Raw genomic sequence first — 18,332 nt, 5'->3', positions numbered from 1 at the left:
AAAATGAATTACATAAAAAAGCATAAAAAAGCAGCTTTGCTTATTGGGGTTATGATAATTTTTCTTGTGGCATTTTTTGCATGGCAGAGGAAAATTACATTATCCAATACCCTGTCCGGGAAACTGGAGGACAGCCCCAGAAAGGAAACCGCAGTAGAAAGTGAGTTTTATTCCAAACAGCTTACTCAGAAAGAGTATGAGGTATACCTCTTTTTAAAAGAAAATATAGAGAATTTAAAAGGTGGTGTACTGACTCTTCCCGAACCGGTAAATGGAAAAGAATACCAGAGAATTGTTACAGCACTGGAGTGTGAAGGGAAAAATTCCTTTTACGGTTTTGTAGAAATACCCATGACAGAAGATGAAGTTTATATCCAATATGAGGATAAAAATTTAAACCGAATTACAGAAAATGAAATTTCTAAGGTGATTTTATTCTTATCTTGTGCAGAAGGAATTGAAATTCAGGCAGCTTTTGCACAGGACGGAACGATTTCTAATCTGAATGAAATCAGAGAGGGACTGGCAGTTAATAACGAAAGCAAGGTTGATGAAATTAATAGGAAACTGCAAAATACGGAGCAGATTTTGGATGAAATTATGGCAGGATTGCCCGAGGGCAGTGGAGAAAAAAGTACTGTGGATTATTTCCTTAATTGGCTGAAGGAGAATATGACTCCCACAGACAGTATGGAAGTGGCAGGAGAAAAAGTGTCCCATATAGGAGAAATGTTGGACAAATATTACATCAGCAATCATGCGGCAGCAGTTCTGGATGGGAAGGCAACAGCTTTGGGATATGCAAAAATTTTAACAGAGCTTTGTAACAGAGCCGGCATGGAATCCCACATTGTAGCAGGAACCTGGCAGGGAGGCTGGGTGCAGGATGAAAGTTATGTATTTTGCGCAGTTTCTATGAATGGACAGACAGTCTATGTAGATGCCAGTGGTATAAAATCCAGTTCCCTTGCAGGAGAACGTTATCTCACAGAGGAAGAAGCTTTTAATCATTTAAAGACAGCAGATTATTTTTCATATAAGTAGGAGGAGAATATGTTTAATTTTTTTAAGAAAAAACAGGACAATGCTTTTTATCTTGGAGCGCCTGTAAAAGGAAAAGCAGTTGATTTAAAGGAAGTAAATGATCCCACCTTCAGTACAGGAATGCTGGGGCAGGGGGTAGCAATTATTCCTTCCGAAGGTAAAATTTATGCACCGGCTGACGGAGAAATTGCAATGGTATTCGATACACTTCATGCAGTAAGTATGACAGCAGATAATGGAGTGGAAATTTTAGTTCATATTGGGCTTGATACTGTGGAATTAAAAGGAAAAGGCTTTGAAGGCCATGTAAAAGCAGGGGATAAAGTAAAAAAAGGCGACCTGCTTTTGACTGTAGATTTAGATGCCGTAAAAGAGGCTGGCTATGATACCATAACACCGATGCTGGTATGTAATACAGATGATTATGCAGCGGTAGAGGGGATTTTTGGCAAAGATGTAATGCCAAAAGATGATGTGGTAAGCATCAAAATGAAATAATAACAAGGTATTTTACACCGGTTTTCCGGTCTAAAATAAAATGATGGCGGCACGTTCTAAGCGGGTTTCCATTGTATGGTAAAAGGGATTAAAACAGGAAAAAGAAGGAGGATTTTTATTATGATGAGATATCTTCAAAGATTAGGAAAATCCCTGATGCTTCCGGTTGCATGTCTTCCGGTTGCAGCTATTTTACAGGGTATCGGATATTGGATTGACCCTACAGGCTGGGGGGCAAACAATGTAATTGCTGCTTTCTTATTAAAGGGCGGCGGATGTTTAATTGACCAGATGCCAATTTTGTTTGCGATTGGTGTTGCTGTTGGTATGTCTGATGACAATGACGGTACAGCAGGTCTTGCAGGTCTTGTTTCCTGGATTATGACAACAACTCTGCTTTCTACAAATGTTGTAGCTATGCTCACAAAAGTAGCAGTAGAGGAAGTAGATCCTGCATTTGCTAAAACACAGACACAGTTCATCGGTATTTTATGTGGTCTTATTGCAGCAGCATGCTATAATAAGTTTAAAAACACAAAATTACCAGATGCATTTTCATTCTTCAGCGGTAAGAGATGTGTTGCCATTGTTACAGCAGGTGCATCTCTGATTTCCAGTTTAATACTGTTCTTTGTATGGCCAATCGTTTATAATGCATTAATCGCACTTGGTGAATTTATTATGAAATTAGGTCCAGTGGGAGCAGGTATTTACGGTTTCTTCAACCGTCTGTTAATTCCATTTGGTCTGCACCATGCATTGAACTCTGTATTCTGGTTTGATGTTGCCGGTATCAGTGATATTGGTAAATTCTGGGGACAGATTGAAGGCGGTATCTTAGGTGAAACAGGTATGTATATGTCCGGTTTCTTCCCTGTAATGATGTTTGGTCTTCCGGCAGCAGCTCTGGCTATGTACCACACAGCAAAAACAACAAAGAAAAAAGTTGCAGCAGGTCTTTTAATGTCTGCAGCAATCGCTTCATTCTTCAATGGTGTTACAGAACCTCTGGAATTCTCCTTCATGTTCCTTGCACCTGTATTATATGTAATCCATGCTTTATTAACAGGTATTTCTATGGCAGTTGTAGCAGCCCTTCCTGTGCGTGCAGGATTTAACTTCAGTGCAGGTCTTGTAGACTGGATTTTGAGTTACAAAGCTCCATTTGCACAGAACCCACTGTGGTTAATTCCAATCGGTCTGGTTGTTGGTGCTATCTACTATGTAGTATTCAGATTTGTAATCGTAAAATTCGATATGAAGACACCTGGTAGAGAAGATGATGATATTGATGAAACAAAAGTAGAGCTTGCAAACAATGACTTCACAGGTATTGCAAAAATTGTTCTGGAAGGTGTTGGCGGTGCTGCTAACGTTACATCTATTGACAACTGTATTACAAGACTTCGTCTTGAAATCAAAGACTACACATTAGTAGATGAAAAGAAAATCAAATCTGCAGGTGTAGCAGGTGTTATCAGACCAAGCAAAACTGCTGTTCAGGTTATTATCGGAACAAAAGTTCAGTTTGTAGCTGACGAATTTAAAAAACTTTGTAAATAAACAAAGGAAGTTCTAATCCCTTTTAAGATATTGGGTTACTGTTTTGAGCGGCGCTTTGAAACAGTAGCCCATTTTCTTGCTTCTGCAAAGATATATACTTAGTTATTCTATTGGAAAACATGTCCATTTTCTTGTTTTTCTGCGCCGCTTAGTGATATTTTTCCAGCCAAACTCGTGCAAATGCACTCAAACACGGCTTTCAAAACATCGCTATGCTCAAAAAACTGCGAAAATGTTCCAAATTATTTTCCAATAGAACAACTTTGTATATATTTTACAGAATGAAAAGAGTAAGAGAAAAAGGGGAAAATGAGAGGAGGAATATAAAATGTTAGAGGTTTGTGTAGATAGTGTGGAGTCTGCCATTGCAGCTTTTGAGGGCGGCGCAGACAGGATTGAGTTGTGTGGTGATTTACCGGTAGGAGGGGTAACGCCTTCTGAAACGTTGTTTTGTATGATTAGAAGGTATACGGATTTAAAAATACGTGTGCTTTTGCGTCCTCGCTTTGGAGATTTTTGTTACAGCAGCTATGAGCTGGAAATGATGAAGGAAGATGTACAAAAATTTGCAGAACTGAAAGCACAGGGAATTGTCACAGGTGTTTTAACACCACAGGGAAGTCTGGATATGGAGCAGATGGAAGCTTTAATAAGTTGTGCGGGAAAGGCAGATATAGCCCTTCACAGAGCCTTTGATGTGTGTAAAAATCCTCTGGAAACTATGGAGGATGCCATTTCGCTGGGAATAAAGACTATTCTTACCAGTGGACAGAAAAATTCTGCATGGGAGGGCAGAGCGCTTTTAAAGGAATTAGCGACCAAAAGCAAAGACAGAATTGAAATTCTGGCTGGCGCAGGAATAGATGCAGATACCATTGCAAAGTTGTATAAAGAGACAGGGATTACTTCTTATCATTTGTCAGGAAAAATCAAAAAAGAAAGTAAAATGGAGTTTCGCAATCCTCAGGTTTCCATGGGCCTGCCGGGATTTAGCGAGTATGAAATCTGGCAGACTTCCAAAGAAAACGTAGAAAATGCAAGAAAGGTCATAGATAAGTTTTTTTAAGCGCCACTTACCATGAGCAGAAAGCCACTTACCTGATAAATATAGATTTTTTTAAAGAGCTCTTATATAATGAAACCATAGAAAAGAGGTGAATAAATGAAGGTATCATTGAAGCTGATTTCTGATACAGAGCAGGAAGAAGCAAAGTTATATGTACATGAAGAAACGGACAATATTAAGCGACTGGAAAGATATATTTCAGAAGATGGATTTTATTCCGGCTATTTACTGTGTCAGAAAGAAAAGGCACAAATTCCCGTAAAGCTGGAGACAATTTATTATATTGAAACTATAAAAGAGGTTCAGTATGTGCATACGGAAAAAGAAATTTACAGGGTAAAACAAAGGCTGTATGAGCTGGAGAGAATACTGCCTTATTATTTTATGAGGGTTTCCAAATCAGCAATTTTAAACTTGCATGGAGTAAAGGAGTATAAGCCATTTTCCGGAGGAATTATGCTGGCAGAATTTGACAATGGGGATGGTACCTACATTTCAAGAAAATATGTAAAAGAGCTTAGAAATAAAGTCAGGGAGGGATTGCTATGAAGAAATTGTCGGAGAATGGGCAAGATATCATAAAACATGGTGTGATTATGGGATGCGTCATGTTTATTGTAACAACGGTGTATCTGGGAATACAAAAGGATAAAGAGTTTGCTTTGCTTGTTCTGCCTTATTTGGGGTTGTTTCTTATAGGATATATGTTGACAGGCATGTTATTTTTCTTTGTATATTATAGAAAGGAACGGGAACAAAAGGACGGATTTTTGAAATATTGTATGAAAGGTATTTCCGGTATTTACTGGATAAATAATGCTTTTATTTTGATTTTGGCACTGGGAGCGTTACTGGCAAAGCAAACACCAATTCGCATAATTTTGCTTCTTGATGCAGCTGTGATGGTTGGATTTCTGGTTTTGGATTATGTATATATTTCTAAATGTGCGGATGAATTAAACCACACCTTTAAGCCTCAAAGAGTGATGTTAGTGGATTTAGACGAGTGCCCAGGAAGCGCAGAAGCATTTTGTATTGAAATTGAGCGATACTGTATTAAGAATGGAAGAAGCCTGGATTTTGTTAAAAGAGAGAAACCGGCAGAAATATATATGGATAACGAACATTATATGGTAGAGCTGGACTCTTTTTATCAAAGATTTGGACCGATGTACGCGCTGAAATTTATTCAGATAAAAGACAGATAAGAAATTAAGATAGAGTTTTCATGCAGAGCAGAGTATTTTGAAATTGTTTTGTATGAAAACTCTTTTTTTCTTTTGGGAGAAATTGCGCCGTAAGCAAAAACAAATTATAATAAAGGAAACAAAGTTCAGATTGAAAAGAGAGGGTGCTACAGTATGAAACGAGTTTTGATTATAGATGATGACAAAGAATTATGTGCTTTAATGAAAAAATGTATAGAGCAGGAAAATCTATCTGCTGTAACAGCATACAGCGGTATAGAAGGATTACAAATTATAAAAGAAAATCAGAATAACAACGTTTTTTCGCTTATTATTTTAGATGTGATGATGCCCTATATGGATGGATTTCAGGTGTTAAAGAAAATCAGAGAAGTCAGTAACATTCCCGTATTGATGCTGACTGCAAAAAGCAATGAGGAGGATAAGGTTTTGGGACTGCGGCTGGGCGCAGATGATTATCTGACGAAGCCTTTTAGTATCAACGAATTGACAGCAAGAGTACATTCACTTATTCGCCGTTATACTACGTTAAATCCGGCTTTTTCAGAAGAAACCGATTGTATTTGCTTAAAAGATATGACCATTGACAGAGCTAACCGCAGTGTTGTGGTTCAGGATACTTTGGTGGAGCTTACAAGTAAAGAATTTGAGCTACTTGTGTTTTTGGCTTCCAATAAAGGACGTATTTTTACCAAAAAACAAATTTATACACAGGTTTGGGAAGATGAATATGCTTTTGATGACAGCAATATTATGTCTTTTATCAGTAAACTAAGAAAAAAAATCGAGCCAAATCCGGAGCAGCCTTTTTATATTTTGACAGTGCGAGGGGTGGGATACCGTTTTAATAAGGAGGCTTAGTGCGTAATGAGTATTTATTTTTTTCTCAGTCTTATCTTTTTAGGCGGTGTTATCCTATACCTTTTGTTTAAGCTGCGCCATATTTACCAACAGATTTCTCTTATAAAAGAGGTTCTGGAGGATATAAAGGCAGGAAACTTGAACAGGCGTGTTCTGGCTCAGGATAACGACAGAATAAAGGAGATTTGCTATGATATTAATGAAATTGCCATGGACAGTCAGGCACAGCTCATTCATCAGAAACAGTCGGAGCAGGCGTATAAAAGCTTGATGACAGGTCTTTCTCATGATGTGAAAACGCCTCTTTCCTCTTTGGTAGGTTATTTAGAAGCCGTAGAAAAGGGAATAGTCACCGGAGAAGAAAAAGAGGAGTATGTCCATGTGGCATTTGAAAAAGCACAGCATTTGAAGCATTTTGTGGAAAATTTATTTGAATGGGTAAAATTAGACGCAGGAGAGCAGATATTTCATTTTGAAGTCTTAGATATAAATGAAATATCACGAAATATTATGGCGGATTGGATACCTGTCTTAGAAAGCAGAGATTTTCAGTATGAGATTGTTATACCGGAACAGGAATATTGGATGTTCGTGGATATAAATGCCTATACACGTATCATCAATAATCTTTTGCAGAACATTCTCATGCATAGCCAAGGGGACGAAATGAAATTTCAGATTTTAGAAAATTCACAGGAAATGAAAATTATTCTGGAAGACAATGGAAAAGGGATTTCAGCAGAGCATCTTCCTCATATTTTTGAAAGATTATATCAATGTGACAATGCCCGTTCTGGCAAGGGTAATGGTTTGGGACTTGCGATAACTAAGGAACTGGTAAGCGCACATAAAGGAATGATTACAGCAGAGAGTATTCTTGACAAGGGCACGAAATTTATCATATCACTTCCTCAAAAAAATATTACAAGGTAAAAACAAGGTTACGGCAAGGTTTTGGCAAGGTTCATAGCCTATTATGTTAAGTGTAAGGAGGATATTTTATATGAGTGATAGGATAATTGAAACAAAACAGTTGACGAAAAAATACGGAAATCAGACAGTAGTAAATAGTGTCAATCTTCATGTGAAGAAAGGGCATATCTATGGACTTCTGGGACGTAATGGTGCAGGAAAGACCACGATTATGAAAATGATTTTAGGATTAACATCCATTACTTCCGGCAGCGCAGAGGTATTTGGCAAAAATATAAAGGGCAATGAGAAAAGGATATATCCTCGTATTGGTGCAATGATAGAAGCTCCCGGTTTTTATCCAAATCTGACAGGAACAGAAAACCTTGAAATTTTTGCAAAGCTTCGTGGTACGTCTGCCCCTGATGCCGTAAAGAAGGCATTGGAAGTAGTAGGACTTCCATATAGAGATAAAAAGATTTTTTCAAAGTATTCTCTGGGTATGAAGCAGCGTTTAGGGATTGCCAATGCAATTTTGCATGATCCGGAGGTATTGATATTAGATGAACCCACCAATGGTTTAGATCCCATTGGCATTGCCCAAATGCGGGAATTTATAAAAAAGCTAAGTACAGAGAACGGAAAAACAATTTTAATTTCCAGTCACATTCTTTCAGAAATCGCACTTCTTGCAGATGACATTGGAATTATTGACAAAGGTGTTCTTTTAGAAGAAAGCAGCATGAAAGAGCTGGAAAAGAAAAATAGGAAATATATTTTATTACAGGTTTCCGACGTTCCAAAAACCATTCTGATTTTAGAACGCAGATTTCAGGTAAAGGATTATTCAGTTCAGGATGAGCAGACTGTACGTATTTATGATACGGAATTAAATATGGGAGAAATAAATAAGGTTCTTGTTATGGAAGCTATTGCAGTGCTTTCCTCCGGAATTTGTAATGATACCTTGGAAGATTATTTCAGGAAGATTACAGGAGGTGAGGGGATTGCTTAAACTGGTGGAAGTTGAATTTTGTAAGCTGCGTCGCAAAAAAGTAATGTGGATTATGCTTCTGGCTGCTTTTGTTATGCCGTTTTTTGCTTTTTTATATTTTGGCTATTTGGGAAAGACAAATATAGAACCTGCACTTTTTTACAAATGGTCTGCTTTTGGTTGTACATTGTTTCTTATTCTGCCGTTTATTTTAGGGCTTTTGAGCATCATGCTTATACATGATGAAAACCAGTATGATATGTTAAAACAGCTTTGGATAGTACCGGTGAGCAAAATAGGATATTTTTTCAGCAAATTTTTTATAGTATTTCTTTATTCCCTCTGTTTTATGATTATCAATGCAGCAGCTTCCGTATTATTTAGCGTAATTCCCAATTATGTAGCTTTTGAGTGGAACAGCATTGCATTTTTGGTGGAAAGATGTTTGGAGATTGCAGGATTGACAGCCTTTGCGGCTTTGCCTGTTTTAGCAGTGACAGTTTCTCAAAAAGGATATATTTTTCCCATGTGCATAACGTTAATTTATATTTTTGCCGGATTTTTTATAACACCTGTAAATTCTTATTTGCATCCGCTTTCCTGTATTTCTGTAATCATCTCCAGAGGCGGAGCAGTTCCGGGGATTGCACTTTTAGAACCAAATCTTCCTCTTGCATTTTTCAGTATGTGTGTATGGGGAATTGCTTCTGTGGCATTGGCTGTCGTTACATTGGGTAAGAGAAAGTAGGGAAAAGAAATGAAAATCTTATTATGGGCGGAATTTCAGAAACTCCGCCGTTCAAATCTTATTTTGTTTACAATTTTTGCAATTGTTTTTACGGCTGTTTTTGTTTTTTTGGCAGGAACGACAACAGCATCGCCGGAACAAATCACAGTGGGGAGTGTAGGTTGGTATATGACAATGACGCAGGTATGGGAGACAATTCTTGTGCTTCCTGCGGTAATTGCACTTTTGGGAAGCTATATGATTTGCCGTGAAGAGCAGGATGATACCATAAAAAATCTGCGTCTCATTCCCGTAAATGAAAGAAAATTAACAGCAGCGAAAATGATAGTTCTCTTTCTTTTTAGCGTTTTGGCTTATTTCTTACTTTTTCTGCTTACTTTTTTAACAGAAATGGTTTTACATGCTTCAGAATTATCGGTGAAAGTATTCTTTGATTTCCTGAACATGTACCTGCTGGAAGGAGTAGGCGTCTTTTTTGCTGTTTCACCGATTATTGCCATTGTGCCTTATTTGAAAAAGAACTATTGGCTTGCTTTGGTGGCAGCGGAAATTTATTCCTTTGCAGGCTTGTTTATGAGTATGTCAAATACTTTAAGAAGTTTTTATCCCATTACGGCAATCTTTGGTATTTCCGGTTATTATGAAACTACCGCACAGGAAAAGCTCTGCAGTTTTCTGGTTTTACTGCTGTGCGGCACGCTTGCCCTTGTCTTTCTTCAAAAATTAAATCGCAGACTGTAAGGTTATTTCATGGTACTGCAAATTTCATTCTTAATTTCCAGAGCAATCTGGGACAATTCCTGAATGCGGGAGTCTGACATCCGTCCCACAGGGGCAGAAATGGAAAAGGCATATTTGGGTTTATTTCGATAATCCGGTATGCTTACGGCAATACAGCGGACTCCCAGTTCATTCTCCTCATCATCCAGAGCATACCCTTTTTTTCTGACTTCTTCAATTTTTTTCAAAAACTGGGCATAATCAGTAATAGTGTGAGGTGTCAGTTTTTGAATAGAGCTGTTTTCCCACAGAGCCTTGATTTGTGTTTCGTCCAAATCTGCTGCGATGGCTTTTCCTACACCGGAGCAGTAAAGGGGGATACGACTGCCAACCTTAGAAACCATGCGAATGGAATTTTGATAAGACTCTTCTTTATAAATATAAACTGCGTCGGTATGTTCCCTTTGAACAAAGTGTACGGTTTCTCCGGTAAGTCTGGAAAGCTTTTTTAAATAAGGTCTGACGGTATCCAGAATATCCATACGTGCCAGCAGCTTATTGGAAAGCGCCAGCAGCTTAAAGGAAAGAGAATATTTGCCGGTTTCCCCTTCCTGCTTCACATAACCCATGTAGATGAGTGAGCATAGAAGTCTGTGAACCGTACTTTTATTTAAGTCAAGATGGCTGCAAAGCTCTGCAAGTGTAACAGGACCGGTTTCTGCCAAGGTTTCCAGAACAAGAAACAGGCGGTCAGCCACCTGAATTGGATTTTTCGTTTCCATATAAAACAAATCTCCTTTTTATGTGTTGGCGCTATTGTAACACTTTCTGCTACTTGTGGCAATGAAAAACACTTGACTTTTTTTGGAAGTGTAGTATAATTCAAATTACAAAATACCACATAACGAAACGATATTCCATAATATGGAACGATAAAAACAGGAGGAGAATATGAGCACAGTTACAGAAAAGATTTCAACACTTGGCGTTGTACCTGTTGTTGTATTAGAAGATGCAAAGGACGCAGCGCCTTTGGCAAAAGCATTGGTAGAAGGCGGACTTCCATGTGCAGAGGTAACCTTCCGCACAGATGCAGCAGAGGAGTCTATTAAAATTATGACTTCTGAATATCCGGATATGTTTGTCGGAGCCGGTACAGTTCTTACCATTGAACAGGTAGACCGTGCAGTAGCAGCAGGAGCAAAATTTATTGTCAGCCCGGGCTTTGATCCGGAAATTGTAGATTATTGTTTAAGCAAAGAAATTCCTGTATTTCCGGGATGTATTACACCGTCTGAAGTAGCACAGGCAGTGAAAAGAGGATTAAAGGTTGTAAAATTCTTCCCGGCAGAGCAGTTCGGCGGTGTTGCAACAATCAAAGCAATGGCAGCTCCTTATGTGGGACTGAAATTCATGCCCACAGGCGGTGTCAGCGCTAAAAATCTGGAAAGCTATTTAAGCTGTGATAAAATTGTTGCATGCGGCGGAAGCTGGATGGTAAAAGGCGATTTGGTAAAAGCAGGTAAATTTGACGAAATTAAAGCAATGACAGAAGAAGCAGTAAAACTGGTAGCAGAAATCAGAAATAAATAAGTACAAAAAGGAGAAAAAACTCATGGCAAAAAAAGTAATTACTTTTGGTGAAATTATGTTAAGACTGGCACCGGAAGGATATTATCGCTTTGTACAGGCAGATACCTTCGGAGCAACTTACGGCGGCGGAGAAGCAAACGTAGCGGTTTCTCTTGCAAATTACGGATTTGATGCAAAATTTGTTACAAAACTTCCAAAACATGAAATCGGACAGGCTGCCATCAATTCTTTAAGAAAATATGGTGTGGATACTACGGAGATTGTACGTGGCGGTGACAGAGTAGGTATTTATTTCTTGGAAAAAGGCGCTTCCCAGAGACCTTCCAAGGTTATTTACGACCGTGCAGGTTCTTCTATTGCTACTGCACAGGCTTCTGATTTTGACTGGAAGAAAATTTTTGACGGAGCAGACTGGTTCCACTTTACAGGAATTACTCCTGCATTAAACGATGAAGTTGCAAATATTTGTCTGGAAGCTTGTAAAGCTGCAAAAGAAGCAGGTCTTACCATTTCCTGTGACTTAAATTACAGAAATAAATTATGGTCTAAAGAAAAAGCCGGTCAAGTAATGGGTGAAATCTGCAAATATGTAGACGTTTGTATTGCAAATGAAGAAGATGCAGCAGACGTATTCGGCATTAAAGCCGCAAACACAGATGTTACAACCGGTACAGTAAATCATGAAGGCTATAAAGATGTTGCAAAACAGCTGGCAGACCGCTTTGGTTTCCAGAAGGTTGCCATTACATTGAGAGAGTCCTTATCTGCCAATGATAACAACTGGTCTGCAATGTTATATGACGGACAGGATTACTATTTCAGCAAAAAATACAAAATGCACATTGTTGACCGTGTAGGCGGCGGTGACTCCTTTGGCGGCGGATTGATTTGTGCTTGCTTAAACGGATATGATGCACAGTCTACCATCGAATTTGCAGTAGCGGCATCTTGTCTGAAACATTCTATTGAAGGTGACTTTAACATGGTTTCCATGGATGAAGTGACAAAGCTTGCAGGCGGAGACGGTTCAGGCCGTGTGCAGCGATAATTAAATTTTATATGGAAATGAAACCCTTATTGCCATTGGGGAACATTTAGATAGAAGGGGGCTGCTTGATTGCAGTCCCTGATTTATATAAAGAAAAAAAGGAGACAGGTTATGAGAAGGGATTTTGATTTATTGTCACTTGGGGAAATTTTACTGCGTCTGTCACCGCCTGATAATGAGAGGATTGTAAGAGGCGATACCTTTCAAAAGCAGGTGGGCGGTGCAGAATTAAATGTGGTTTCCGGCGTATCTTTGCTGGGACTTCGCACAGGTATGATTTCCATGCTGCCGGATAATGCCTTGGGAACTTATGCAAAAAACCGTGTGCGTTTTTGCGGTGTCAGCGATGATTACCTGATTTATGACAAGGATACAGATGCAAGACTTGGAATTTATTACTACGAAAACGGTGCATATCCCAGAAAACCCAGCGTGGTTTATGATAGAAAGCATGCGTCCTTTTGCAAGTTTTCCGCAGATGATTTTCCGGAGGAAATGTACGGCTCAACAAGATGCTTCCATACCACAGGAATTACACTGGCATTGTCAGAAAATACCCGTAAAAATGCCATAGAAATGATAAAGCGGTTTAAAGAAAATGGGACAATTATTTCCTTTGATGTGAATTTTCGAGGCAATCTCTGGACAGGAGATGAGGCAAGAGAATGTATTGAAAGTATTCTTCCTTATGTGGATATTTTCTTCTGCTCGGAGGAAACGGCAAAGCTGACTTTCTTAAAACAGGGAAACGTCTATGAAATTATGAAAAGCTTTACAAAGGAATATCCGATTTCTTTTGTTGCATCTACACAGAGGGTGGTACATAGCCCGAAGGTACATTCTTTTGGCTCTGTATTTTATAATGCCAAAGAAGATAAATTTTATGAGGAAGAGCCTTACAAAAATATTGAGGTGGTGGACCGAATTGGAAGTGGAGACGCCTATATTTCAGGAGCTTTGTATGGTTTGTTAAAACACAATTTTAACTGCCAAAAAGCTTTGGAGTACGGCAATGCTACCAGTGCGGTAAAGAATACCATTCCGGGAGACTTACCTTCCAGCGGATTAGATGAAATTGAACGTATTATAAAAAATCATCAAAGCACAGGACTTCAACTGGAAATGGACAGATAGGAGTATTGGATTGACTCTCAAACTCATAGGATAGATTAAAACCATGGGTTTGGGAGTTTTTATGCGTGTATGTGAGCTGAAGCAAAAAGAAGTCATCAATATCTGTACCTGTAAAACTCTGGGCTGTCCTTTAGATGTGGAGTTTAATTGTAAAACAGGGAAAATAGAAGCGCTGATTGTGCCTGTTCCGGGAAAAATGTGCGGGTTGTTTGGCTCTGTCAGTGAATATGTTATTCCTTTCTCCTGTATTCGCCAGATTGGAGAGGATATTATTCTGGTGGAAATACAGGAGGAGAAATTTCTCAGAAAGGAATAGAGAAAAGGTTAAGAGACATCCTTTGGTGACGGGGGTGTCTTTTTACATCTTAGGCAAAAGTAGAGAATAGAAGCAAACAGAAGAACAATCACTCCGGCAATGATAACAGGATTTAAGTCTTTTTGCGAAGCAGACCGATAATTTATGTAAAAATAAAGAAGCATGATAAGGAAATTCATGGTGGAAAGAAGACTTTTTATATTTCTATATACCCAGTTCTTATTTTCAGCAGTAATTTTAACAGGAACGTTCCAAATATCGGGAAAATGACCGACAAAAATCAGTAGTCCGTAGAGAAGCGCTCCGATAAAGGAAGGTATCAGTATAGAAGATTTGCTTCCAAAAGCATCTGCTTCTCCGGCGAAGTTATAATGAGTGGGAATTTCTTCCGGTATCTTTGACCAAATCAGGACAGGATAAAGGAATAATCCCAGAAAAAGAAGGAAAGACAACAGATTTAAAACTCTTTGATATGGTGTCGTTACAAGCTTTTCTTTATGAAACATAGAAAATCCCTCCTTTTAAAATTCTGCAAAAATAATTAAATTACTTTATTTTCTAAATAACATTCCAGCAAATACGATGGATTTTCATAATACATACTGCTGTTGTAGTCATCTATTTTATCGCTGATAAATGAGTTGTAAACCTTGAATAAGGCATCAATAACACCTATCTTTTCATATTCTGCCACGGACTTAATCAATCTTTTATATACTTTGCCTATGTCCCAATGGGATGGAATAGCATATTGACATGCGGACACATTGTCAAAATTTCCTGTGCTGATTTTTGCTTCTCTGATGAAATCGTCACTGACACGGTCTATATTGTCGCTGTGATAGATATCTGCTAAGTCATAGATTTTTTCAAGATTTTTTTTACCCAATGTATTTACAACGGCTGCTCTTGTATTCGTTGTTTTTCTTGCAATATAATCAATCAAACTACATGTAAAAAATAAATCGTTTTCTTTTGCTGGTTCTCGTCCCTTATTTTCCATTATATGACCTCCTCAAAACCTCTATATTCCAGACATTATAGATAGATACAATTTTTGGCTCGTATCGTTTTGCCCACCGCTGCGCCTGTTCTTTTATAATCGTACAGTAAAATCCGTTTCCGAAATCTTTTGTATTTCTTCCGATACGAATTTCGGGATTTTTAACAGGTATATAACCACCATGGTATACTGTCATTTTTGCCATTTATCATTTACCTTTCTATTCAAAATATCCTGTATCAAGCTAAAGTTGTTATTTTTATCATAGCCATATTATAGCAGTTCTATATATTCACTACAATAAAAATTAGCAGACTTGTGTTATTAAAAGAATGAATGTTTATTTCTAGAGTGATATAATTTATGCTAAAGAGAACGATAAATTAGAAGGTGTTAAGATAAAAAAGGAGAAGAAAAATGAAACTTGAAGAAACAACTTTGAATGAGACAAATGAAAATGGAAATAAGAAATATACGATAGGTATGAAAAATGTTCAGATGTATTGTTATCTTCTTGCCATAAAAGATGAAATGAATGTTTATAAAGCAATAATTGAAGCTATACCTGATGAAAAAGAAAGCATGATGATTTGGTTAGATGATTTTAACTTTCCAAAAGATGAGATTGAGGATATAAAAGAAGAGATAGAAAAGTATTTTGCAGAAAAAAACATCAATTGCATTTTTAAACCTGGGAAAAGAGTATAGAACTGAAAAATAATTGTAAAATTTTGTATCTAAAATATTCCTTCTTGCAATACTTAAAATGCTATGTTATATTTACCTTATCAAATACACCCCCACGGGGTATAGGAGGTATGGGAAAATGAAAGCAGATAAAGCACAGATAAACAGATTATTAAAAACAGCCAGAGGTCAGATTGACGGTATTCTGAAGATGGTGGAGGAAGACCGTTACTGTATGGATATAGCGCATCAGATTATGGCAACGGAAGCTGTTTTAAACAGAGCAAATAAAGAAATCCTCACAGCGCATTTAAAAAGCTGCGTAACAGGAGCAAAAACAGATGAGGAAAGAGAAGAAAAAGTGGATGAACTGGTAGCTTTATTGGGTAAAATCTTATAGCAGGAGGAAAAACATTTGAATAAAAAATATAAAGTGACAGGAATGACCTGCTCTGCATGCTCCTCCAGAGTTGAGAAGTGCGTGGAAAAGCTGGATGGAGTCAATACCGTCAGCGTCAATTTACTGACAAACAGCATGCAGGTAGATTTCGATGAGAGTAAGCTGACAGAAGAAAAAATAGCAGACAGCGTGATACAGGCAGGGTATGGGATGGAAATTCCCACAGGGAAAGTCGAGAAAAAAGAGGAAAAAGAAGATATTGTAGAAAAAAATATTGAGAGTATGAAAAAACGTACGATCTGGTCCTTTATCTTCTTAATTCCCCTGATGTATGTGGCAATGGGGCATATGGCAGGACTTCCTCAGCCTTCCTTTTTAAAGGGAGATGCCAACGCAGTGTCCTTTGCATTGACACAGCTTCTTTTGTGTATACCTGTGTTGTATATAAACAGAGCTTATTTTGAAAGGGGATTTCGCTCTCTCATCCACGGAGCGCCCAATATGGATACACTGATATCCGTAGGTTCAGGAGCATCTTTAGTATACGGAATATTTGCTATTTACCGCATGGGATATGGTCTGGGTACTCAGAATATGGAACTGGTACACCGTTATTTACATGATTTGTACTTTGAGTCAGCAGTGATGATACTTGCCTTAATCAATATCGGAAAATATTTGGAGGCACGTTCTAAAGGAAAAACAAGTGAAGCCATTCAAAAGCTCATTGATTTAGCACCTAAGACAGCGCTGGTAGAAAGAAACGGGCAGGTGGTGGAAATTGCAGCAGAAGATGTGTTGACCGGAGATATTTTACAGGTGAAGCCGGGAAGCAGTATTCCGGCGGACGGCGTTGTAGTCGAAGGGATGACCAGTGTAGACGAGGCAGCCATTACCGGAGAGAGTATGCCTGTTGAAAAGAAAGAAGGAGATACGGTAACAGCAGCTACTTTAAACAAAACAGGATTTATCAGAATGAGAGCTGTTAAAGTAGGACAGGATACCACTTTTTCTCAGATTATCCGTCTGGTTGAGGAAGCCAGTTCCAGCAAAGCGCCTATTGCCAGAATGGCAGATAAGATTGCGGGAATTTTCGTTCCCACGGTTATGGGAATTGCTCTGCTTACGGGGATTGTCTGGTTGTTTATGGGAGCAGAATTTGAATTTGCCCTGTCCTGTGCCATTGCGGTTTTAGTTATTTCCTGTCCCTGTGCACTGGGACTTGCCACACCGGTTGCTATTATGGTAGGAACAGGAAAAGGCGCGGAAAATGGAATTTTAATTAAATCCGGCGAGGCATTGGAAATTACTCATAACGTACAAAGCGTTGTATTGGATAAAACAGGAACTATTACAGAAGGAAAACCAATAGTTACTGATATTATCAGCTTTGGAATGTCCGAAAATGAGATTTTAGAAATCGGTGCAGCTCTGGAAAAGAAAAGTGAACATCCTCTGGCGGAGGCGGTGCTTTTAAAGGCAAAGGACATGGAACTGCCCAATGCGGAGAATTTTGCGGCAATCCCCGGAAAAGGAATTACTGCAAAAATTCAGGGGAATGTTTATTATGCTGGAAACCAAAAACTTATAAAAGAGCAGGGGATTTCCTGTGAAAAGGCATTAAGCAGTATTGAAAAACTTTCGGAAGAAGGAAAGACACCCCTTATCTTGGCAGATGAAAAGCAGACACTTGGTGTTATTGGTGTTGCCGATGTGGTAAAACCAACCAGTGCAAAGGCAATTCAGGAGTTGAAAAAACTGGGCATTCAGGTTATTATGCTTACAGGCGATAATGCCAGAACAGCAAAAGCAATTCAAAAGCAGCTGGATATTGATACGGTGATTGCAGAGGTTCTTCCACAGGATAAAGAAAGAGAGATTTCCAGACTTCAGGAGGAAGGAAAGACCGTAGCCATGGTAGGGGACGGGCTAAATGATGCGCCGGCTCTTGCAAGAGCAGATGTAGGAATTGCCATTGGAGCAGGAACAGATGTTGCCATTGAAAGCGCAGATATTGTCCTGATGAAAAATGATTTGCAGGATGTGGCAACTGCCATAGAGCTGAGTAAAGCAGTTATCCGAAATATTAAGCAGAATTTATTCTGGGCATTCTTTTATAATGTATGTGGAATTCCCCTTGCAGCAGGAGTGCTCTATCCGGTATTCGGATTGAAATTAAGTCCTATGTTCGGAGCGGCAGCTATGAGTCTCAGCAGTCTTTTTGTTGTAAGTAACGCGCTGCGATTACGATTTTTTCATTCTCTGAAAAAAGGGAAAACACAGCCTGAAAATATACAGGAGAAAAAGGAGGAAAAAAATATGTATACAATGAAAATTGAAGGAATGATGTGTCCTCACTGTCAGGCGGCAGTTACAAAAGCGCTGGAAGCTTTAGAAGGAACAAAAGCAGAAGTGAATTTAGAGAAAAAAGAAGCTTATGTAGAAACAGGACTTGAAAAAGAAGTTTTAAAGAAAGCAGTAGAAGACGCAGGTTATCAGGTGCTTTCAGTAGAATAGACGGAAAGGAAGAAAATCAT

At 38.5% G+C, this 18,332-nt stretch carries 21 protein-coding genes and 1 pseudogene; 18 read left to right on the top strand and 4 right to left on the bottom strand.

Going from position 1 to position 18,332, the window contains the following annotated elements; all coding sequences use genetic code 11:
* Positions 1 to 3 precede the first annotated feature (3 nt).
* The 11 genes from BQ7352_RS12985 (at position 4) to BQ7352_RS12935 (ending at position 9,635) form a co-directional block, all read left to right on the top strand.
* Entirely contained in the window at positions 4 to 1,044 is a 1,041-nt protein-coding gene (locus BQ7352_RS12985; RefSeq protein WP_072449601.1) for a hypothetical protein, read from the top strand.
* 9 nt (positions 1,045 to 1,053) lie between these two features.
* Positions 1,054 to 1,542 (top strand): PTS sugar transporter subunit IIA, encoded by a 489-nt coding sequence (locus BQ7352_RS12980; protein ID WP_072449600.1) that lies wholly within the window; start codon positions 1,054 to 1,056, stop codon positions 1,540 to 1,542.
* A 120-nt stretch (positions 1,543 to 1,662) separates the two neighbouring features.
* The gene (nagE, locus tag BQ7352_RS12975) at positions 1,663 to 3,105 is read left to right on the top strand and encodes an N-acetylglucosamine-specific PTS transporter subunit IIBC (RefSeq protein WP_083429906.1); all 1,443 of its coding nucleotides are present in this window, start codon (positions 1,663 to 1,665) and stop codon (positions 3,103 to 3,105) included.
* A 328-nt stretch (positions 3,106 to 3,433) separates the two neighbouring features.
* Positions 3,434 to 4,171 (top strand): copper homeostasis protein CutC, encoded by a 738-nt coding sequence (locus tag BQ7352_RS12970; RefSeq protein WP_072449599.1) that lies wholly within the window; start codon positions 3,434 to 3,436, stop codon positions 4,169 to 4,171.
* Between the two features lie 96 nt (positions 4,172 to 4,267).
* Entirely contained in the window at positions 4,268 to 4,720 is a 453-nt protein-coding gene (locus tag BQ7352_RS12965) for a LytTR family DNA-binding domain-containing protein (RefSeq protein WP_072449598.1), read from the top strand.
* Positions 4,717 to 5,379 carry a DUF4318 domain-containing protein gene (locus BQ7352_RS12960; protein WP_072449597.1) on the top strand — a complete coding sequence of 221 codons (663 nt, stop codon included), beginning with the start codon at positions 4,717 to 4,719 and terminating at the stop codon, positions 5,377 to 5,379. The genes BQ7352_RS12965 and BQ7352_RS12960 overlap by 4 nt, the downstream gene beginning before the upstream one ends.
* A gap of 153 nt (positions 5,380 to 5,532) precedes the next feature.
* The gene (locus BQ7352_RS12955) at positions 5,533 to 6,240 is read left to right on the top strand and encodes a response regulator transcription factor (RefSeq protein WP_072449596.1); all 708 of its coding nucleotides are present in this window, start codon (positions 5,533 to 5,535) and stop codon (positions 6,238 to 6,240) included.
* Positions 6,241 to 6,246: 6 nt separating this feature from the next.
* Entirely contained in the window at positions 6,247 to 7,173 is a 927-nt protein-coding gene (locus BQ7352_RS12950) for a sensor histidine kinase (RefSeq protein ID WP_072449595.1), read from the top strand.
* A 70-nt stretch (positions 7,174 to 7,243) separates the two neighbouring features.
* A complete protein-coding gene (locus tag BQ7352_RS12945; protein ID WP_072449594.1) occupies positions 7,244 to 8,167 on the top strand; it encodes an ABC transporter ATP-binding protein in 924 nt (307 codons plus the stop codon).
* Positions 8,160 to 8,894 (top strand): ABC transporter permease, encoded by a 735-nt coding sequence (locus BQ7352_RS12940; RefSeq protein ID WP_072449593.1) that lies wholly within the window; start codon positions 8,160 to 8,162, stop codon positions 8,892 to 8,894. The genes BQ7352_RS12945 and BQ7352_RS12940 overlap by 8 nt, the downstream gene beginning before the upstream one ends.
* A gap of 9 nt (positions 8,895 to 8,903) precedes the next feature.
* Positions 8,904 to 9,635, top strand: a complete 732-nt coding sequence (locus BQ7352_RS12935; RefSeq protein WP_072449592.1) for an ABC transporter permease — start codon at positions 8,904 to 8,906, stop codon at positions 9,633 to 9,635.
* A gap of 2 nt (positions 9,636 to 9,637) precedes the next feature.
* Here BQ7352_RS12935 and BQ7352_RS12930 read toward each other — a convergent pair whose 3' ends face one another.
* Positions 9,638 to 10,396 carry an IclR family transcriptional regulator gene (locus BQ7352_RS12930; RefSeq protein WP_072449591.1) on the bottom strand — a complete coding sequence of 253 codons (759 nt, stop codon included), beginning with the start codon at positions 10,394 to 10,396 and terminating at the stop codon, positions 9,638 to 9,640.
* Between the two features lie 169 nt (positions 10,397 to 10,565).
* On the opposite strand from BQ7352_RS12930, the gene BQ7352_RS12925 reads away from it, so the two are divergent.
* From BQ7352_RS12925 to BQ7352_RS12910, 4 genes are all read left to right on the top strand, one after another.
* On the top strand, positions 10,566 to 11,207 hold the full coding sequence (locus BQ7352_RS12925) for a bifunctional 4-hydroxy-2-oxoglutarate aldolase/2-dehydro-3-deoxy-phosphogluconate aldolase (protein ID WP_004222811.1): 642 nt from the start codon (positions 10,566 to 10,568) through the stop codon (positions 11,205 to 11,207).
* Positions 11,208 to 11,229: 22 nt separating this feature from the next.
* Entirely contained in the window at positions 11,230 to 12,255 is a 1,026-nt protein-coding gene (locus BQ7352_RS12920; protein ID WP_004222808.1) for a sugar kinase, read from the top strand.
* Positions 12,256 to 12,366: 111 nt separating this feature from the next.
* On the top strand, positions 12,367 to 13,389 hold the full coding sequence (locus tag BQ7352_RS12915; RefSeq protein ID WP_072449590.1) for a sugar kinase: 1,023 nt from the start codon (positions 12,367 to 12,369) through the stop codon (positions 13,387 to 13,389).
* Positions 13,390 to 13,450: 61 nt separating this feature from the next.
* On the top strand, positions 13,451 to 13,705 hold the full coding sequence (locus BQ7352_RS12910; protein ID WP_004222801.1) for a YlmC/YmxH family sporulation protein: 255 nt from the start codon (positions 13,451 to 13,453) through the stop codon (positions 13,703 to 13,705).
* A gap of 8 nt (positions 13,706 to 13,713) precedes the next feature.
* Here BQ7352_RS12910 and BQ7352_RS12905 read toward each other — a convergent pair whose 3' ends face one another.
* The 3 genes and pseudogenes from BQ7352_RS12905 to BQ7352_RS12895 all read right to left on the bottom strand — a co-directional run.
* Positions 13,714 to 14,211, bottom strand: a complete 498-nt coding sequence (locus tag BQ7352_RS12905) for a DUF1648 domain-containing protein (RefSeq protein ID WP_072449589.1) — start codon at positions 14,209 to 14,211, stop codon at positions 13,714 to 13,716.
* 35 nt (positions 14,212 to 14,246) lie between these two features.
* Positions 14,247 to 14,708, bottom strand: coding sequence for a hypothetical protein (locus tag BQ7352_RS12900; protein ID WP_072449588.1), 462 nt, complete (start codon positions 14,706 to 14,708; stop codon positions 14,247 to 14,249).
* Between the two features lie 31 nt (positions 14,709 to 14,739).
* A pseudogene (locus BQ7352_RS12895) lies at positions 14,740 to 14,913 on the bottom strand (DUF3990 domain-containing protein); the annotation flags it as partial.
* 212 nt (positions 14,914 to 15,125) lie between these two features.
* Between BQ7352_RS12895 and BQ7352_RS12890 the strand changes: the two are divergent.
* The 3 genes from BQ7352_RS12890 (at position 15,126) to BQ7352_RS12880 (ending at position 18,312) form a co-directional block, all read left to right on the top strand.
* Positions 15,126 to 15,416 carry a hypothetical protein gene (locus tag BQ7352_RS12890; RefSeq protein ID WP_242948585.1) on the top strand — a complete coding sequence of 97 codons (291 nt, stop codon included), beginning with the start codon at positions 15,126 to 15,128 and terminating at the stop codon, positions 15,414 to 15,416.
* A 118-nt stretch (positions 15,417 to 15,534) separates the two neighbouring features.
* A complete protein-coding gene (locus tag BQ7352_RS12885) occupies positions 15,535 to 15,795 on the top strand; it encodes a metal-sensing transcriptional repressor (protein WP_072449586.1) in 261 nt (86 codons plus the stop codon).
* Positions 15,796 to 15,810: 15 nt separating this feature from the next.
* Positions 15,811 to 18,312 carry a heavy metal translocating P-type ATPase gene (locus BQ7352_RS12880; RefSeq protein WP_072449585.1) on the top strand — a complete coding sequence of 834 codons (2,502 nt, stop codon included), beginning with the start codon at positions 15,811 to 15,813 and terminating at the stop codon, positions 18,310 to 18,312.
* Positions 18,313 to 18,332 lie beyond the last annotated feature (20 nt).

Origin of the sequence: Blautia sp. Marseille-P3201T, from assembly GCF_900120295.1 — a bacterium.
Lineage (GTDB): Bacteria > Bacillota > Clostridia > Lachnospirales > Lachnospiraceae > Blautia.
Note: the sequence above shows the minus strand (reverse complement) of the source record. Positions and strands in the feature narration are given on the sequence as shown.